Origin of the sequence: Streptomyces calidiresistens (assembly GCF_014141525.1) — a bacterium.
Taxonomy (GTDB): Bacteria; Actinomycetota; Actinomycetes; order Streptomycetales; family Streptomycetaceae; genus Streptomyces; species Streptomyces calidiresistens.
Genome location: NZ_VKHS01000477.1, coordinates 1 through 4,365, shown reverse-complemented (window position 1 = coordinate 4,365; position 4,365 = coordinate 1). Strand labels below are relative to the sequence as shown.

General features: G+C 71.5%; 3 protein-coding genes. 2 read left to right on the top strand and 1 reads right to left on the bottom strand.

Features of this window, described 5'->3' with window-relative positions:
- Window positions 1-2 precede the first annotated feature (2 nt).
- A complete protein-coding gene (locus FOE67_RS17990) occupies window positions 3-2,402 on the bottom strand; it encodes a glycoside hydrolase family 65 protein (RefSeq protein WP_323385000.1) in 2,400 nt (799 codons plus the stop codon).
- Window positions 2,403-2,776: 374 nt separating this feature from the next.
- Between FOE67_RS17990 and FOE67_RS17985 the strand changes: the two genes are divergently transcribed.
- Window positions 2,777-3,157 (top strand): hypothetical protein, encoded by a 381-nt coding sequence (locus FOE67_RS17985; protein ID WP_182665525.1) that lies wholly within the window; start codon window positions 2,777-2,779, stop codon window positions 3,155-3,157.
- Between the two features lie 81 nt (window positions 3,158-3,238).
- Window positions 3,239-4,279, top strand: a complete 1,041-nt coding sequence (locus FOE67_RS17980) for an alcohol dehydrogenase catalytic domain-containing protein (RefSeq protein ID WP_182665523.1) — start codon at window positions 3,239-3,241, stop codon at window positions 4,277-4,279.
- The last annotated feature ends 86 nt before the right edge of the window (window positions 4,280-4,365 follow it).

Below are 4,365 nucleotides of genomic sequence, written 5' to 3'. Positions count from 1 at the left end.
GGTCAGGGGGGAAAGCGGATGGTTTCGCCGGGGCGCAGTTCCGCCGTCCGGCCCCGGCAGACGACGCGGATGGGGCGGTGGGTTCCGTCGGCGGAGCCGATCTCGATCCGGTCCCCGTTGATGCGCAGCCGCAGGGAGTGCTCGCGGTGGCGGAGGTGGATCTCCAGGGTTCCCAGCGCCTCGGGCCAGAAGGGGTTGAGCACCAGTCGGCCGCCCCGGGTCTCCAGGCCGGAGAAACAGCGCTGGAGCAGGTCCACGCTTCCCGCCATGGCCCCCAGGTGGATGCCCTCGGCGGTGGTGCCGCCCTGGATGTCGGCGATGTCGGACTCCAGGGCTCGGAGGAAGAACTCGACGGCGCGCTCCCGGTGGGCGCGGGCCAGGACCCAGGCGTGCACGACGGCGCTGAGGGTGGAGCCGTGGGAGGTGCGGGCGAGGTAGTAGTCGATGGTGCGGGGGATGGTGTCCGGGGTGATCGGGTGGCCGAGGCGGGAGAGGAGCGGGAGCAGTTCGTCCGCCGTCAGGAGGTGGAAGAGCATCAGGACGTCCGCCTGTTTGGAGGCCTTGTAGCGGTTCACGCTGTCGCCCTCGGCCTCCAGGATCCGGTCCAGGCGGTGGATGTCGCCGTAGTGGTTCCGATAGGTCTCCCAGTCCAGTTCGGCGAGGTCGCCGTAGCCCTCGAACTGGGAGATGACCCCGTCGTGGAAGGGGATGAACATCCGGTGGGTGATGTCCTTCCAGCGGGCCAACTCGGTGGGGTCCAGGCACAGGCGTTCGGAGAGTTCGCCGCGTTCGCGCGCGGGGAGTTCCGCGTGGGCCGCCATCGCCCGGGAGAGGGCCCGGACGGCCATGACGTTGGTGTAGGCGTTGTTGTCGATGCCGTCGTGCTCCGCTCCGGGATAGCCGGTGTGGAATTCGTCGGGGCCCATCACCCCGCGAATGACGTAGCGGTCCCGGGCGGGGTCGAGGAGGGCGAGGTCACCCCAGAAGCGGGCGATCTCCAGGAGCATCTCCGCGCCGTGGTGGATGAGGAACTCACGGTCGCCGGTCACCTGGTGGTACTGCCATGTGTTGTGGGCGATGGCGAGCCCGATGTGGTGTTGGCGGTCGCTGGTGTCGGGCAGCCATCGGCCGGAGCGGGGGTTGAGGTGGAAGCGTTGGCTTTCCTCCCGCCCGTCGCTGCCGGACTGCCAGGGGTACATGGCTCCGATGTGTCCCGCCCGGCGGGCCGCCGCCCGGGCCTCGTCCAGTCGACGGTGGCGGTAGCGCAACAGGGCCCGGGTGAGATCGGGGAGGCGGGGGTTCAGGAGGGGGAAGACGAAGAGTTCGTCCCAGAAGACGTGGCCCCGGTACGCCTCGCCGTGCAGGCCCCGGGCGGGGACGCCGACGTCCAGGTCGGCGGAGTGGGGGGAGACCGTCTGCAGGAGGTGCAGCAGGTGGAGCAGGACGGTGCGCCGGGTCCCGGGGCGTCCCTCCACCGTGATCGTGAAGCGTTCCCACAGGTGGCGCCAGGCCTGTTCGTGTTCGATCAGCAACTCGTCGAAGGGCCGGGCCGGGGGCAGGTCGCGAAGCGCCCGGTCGGCCGGTGAGGAGATCGCGCGATCACGTCCGGTGACCACGGTCACGATCTTCCCGAGGGTGAGGGGCCGGTCGGGGGCGGCCTCCGCGGTGAGGTCGAGGCCGATGCGGTCGGGGGCCCGGCGCAGTCGAGGGGTCGGGCGAAGGGGGTCGGCGCCTCCCGTCAGGGTGGTGCGGGCCGCCATGGCCAGGGGTATGGCCGATTGGTTGGTCCTCATCTCCAGCAGAACGCAGTCGGGGGCCGGACGGTCGGTGCGCACCGCTTCCAGGTGGGTGTCGGCGAGGTCCCGGTAGCGCGCGACGAGGGTGTTGCGGACCCGGCCGTCGAGTTCGGAGCGGAAGTGCAGGGGCCCCGCCCAGTTCTCGGGCGTGATCACGACCTCCTGGACGCAGAGGTGATGGTGGCGCATGTGGACCAGGCGTCGTTGGGTGACGGTGGTGACGCGGTCGTGGTCGTCCCGGTAGCGCAGGTGGCGGGTGAGGACCGCTCGGCGCAGGTCGAGGGTCTGGTGGTGTTCGAGGAGGTCCACGGTGTCGACGTCGAACCAGGGTCCGTCGGCGATCCGGAAGGTGACGGCGGGCCAGTGGGGGAGGTTGACCAGGCACTCGTTCTCCACCGTGCGGCCGGCGACGCGGGAGGTGAGGCGGTTGTACACGCCGGCGGCGTAGGTTCCGGGATGGTGGGCGCCGCCGGGTCGTGCTTCCGGGGGTGCCCCTCGGGTGGCGAGGTAGCCGTTGCCGACGGTGCACAGTGCTTCCCGGAGGGGTTCGTCCGCGGGGTCGTATCCCTCGTGCCGCAGGGACCATTCGTCGTCGGGTCGTTCCACCACCGTTCACCCACCTGCTCCGGGACCGGTTCCGTCGCCCGCGCCGCTCCCGTCGGGGGTGGCCCCGGTGTTGCCGACGGGCGGGTCGGGGGCTCCCCCGGGCCAATGGGTCCCGCGGGGTGGGGCGCGTCCGTCGGGGCCGTTCCGCGTTCCTCCATCGTGCCCCGGCACCGGGTGGCACGCGACCGGTGTGTGGTCCCGGATGGTGGGGTCGCGGCGGGGGGAGACTCGGCGCAGGATGGGAGACGGGGCCCGGCGACCGCGGCACGAGGGGTGCCGGTCGGGTCATCCGCCGGGTGACGACGGTGTCGGGGGCGCCGTGCCGACGGCGCGGTGCTCCGGTGGTGTTCCTCCACGGTGGTGGGAGGTGGAGCGTGATCCGGGCGGTGGCGGTCCTCCTGTTGTTCGCGCACGGCGTGGCGCATTTCGCGATATGGGTTCCACGGGTCGATCCCGGGCGTCCTCCGCCCTTCCGGCCGGACCGTTCCGGGCTGTTGTCGGCGGCGGGGATGCCGGAGGGGGCCGTTCGACGGGCGGCGGTGACGCTGGCCGTGGTGACCGGATTGTTGAACTGGTTGGCCGCGGTGTGGCTCGTCACGGGTTCCGACCGGTGGGCCGGGGCCGCGGTGGGGGCCGCGGTGTGCGGTCTGGTGTTGAAGGCGATCTGGTTCAACCCCTGGTTGTCGTTGGGGGTTGTTCTGGATCTCGGTCTCCTGCTCGCCGTGGCCCAACGGTGGCCGGCCGCCCTGTGGTGACGTGGCTCCGGAGGGCGGTGGAAGGAGGGTGGAGCGGGAGAACCGGCACGTACGGCGAATCGATGAAGTCGGGTGAACGAGATGCGAGCTCTGGTGTACCACGAGGCGGGCAAGTCGTCCTGGACCACCGTGCCCGATCCCGGGGTCCGGGACCCCGGTGATGCCGTGGTGCGGGTGGATGTCACCACCATCTGCGGCACGGACCTGCACATCCTCAAGGGGGATGTGCCGGAGGTGGAGCCGGGAACGGTTCTGGGGCACGAGGCCGTGGGGGAGGTGGTGGAGACGGGGCCGGAAGTGCGCACGGTGCGGGCCGGGGATCGGGTGCTGGTGTCCTGCATCAGCGCGTGCGGTCGGTGCCGGTACTGCCGTGAGGCCGCCTACGGACAGTGTCGGGGTGGTGGTGGATGGGTGCTGGGGCACACCATCGACGGGACCCAGGCCGAGTTCGTTCGTGTTCCGTTCGCCGATATGTCCCTCCACCCACTGCCGGGGGCGGTGCGGTCGGAGGACGCGGTCCTTCTCTCGGACATCCATCCCACCGCGTACGAGGTGGGTGTCCTCAAGGGGGCGGTGGGGCCCGGCGACACGGTGGTGGTGGTCGGCGCGGGGCCCATCGGGCTGGCGGCGATCGTCGCGGCTCGGTTGTTCTCCCCCGAACGCGTCATCGTGGTGGACCCGGCGGCGGGCCGGCTGCGGGCCGCGCGGGAGGTGGGGGCGGATGTGGTCGCCGATCCCGCGGAGGAGCCGGAACGGTTGATCGAGGACGTGACCGGGGGGATGGGAGCGGATGTGGCGCTCGAGGCGGTGGGGATCCCGGAGAGTTTCGAGTTGTGCACGCGGGTGGTGCGGCCGGGGGGTCGCGTCGCCAACATCGGTGTGCACGGGAAACCGGTGGTGCTTCACCTGGAGAAGCTGTGGCCGAGGAACGTGACGATCACCACCGGTTTGGTGGACACCTTCTCCACCCCCCGGCTGTTGAGGATGCTCGCGGCCGGTCGGTTGACGGCCTCGCCGCTGGTGACCCACGCCTTCGGCCTCGACCGGATGGAGGAGGCCTACGGGGTCTTCTCCGATCCGGGGAACACGGGGGCGTTGAAGGTGGTGATCCGGCGGGAGTGACTCCCGTCGGGGCGGGCGCCCCCGCCGGTTCGTCCGGCGGGGGCGCGTCCGTTCCGTGCCCCGGCGGTCCGGGGTGGGTGAGGGGC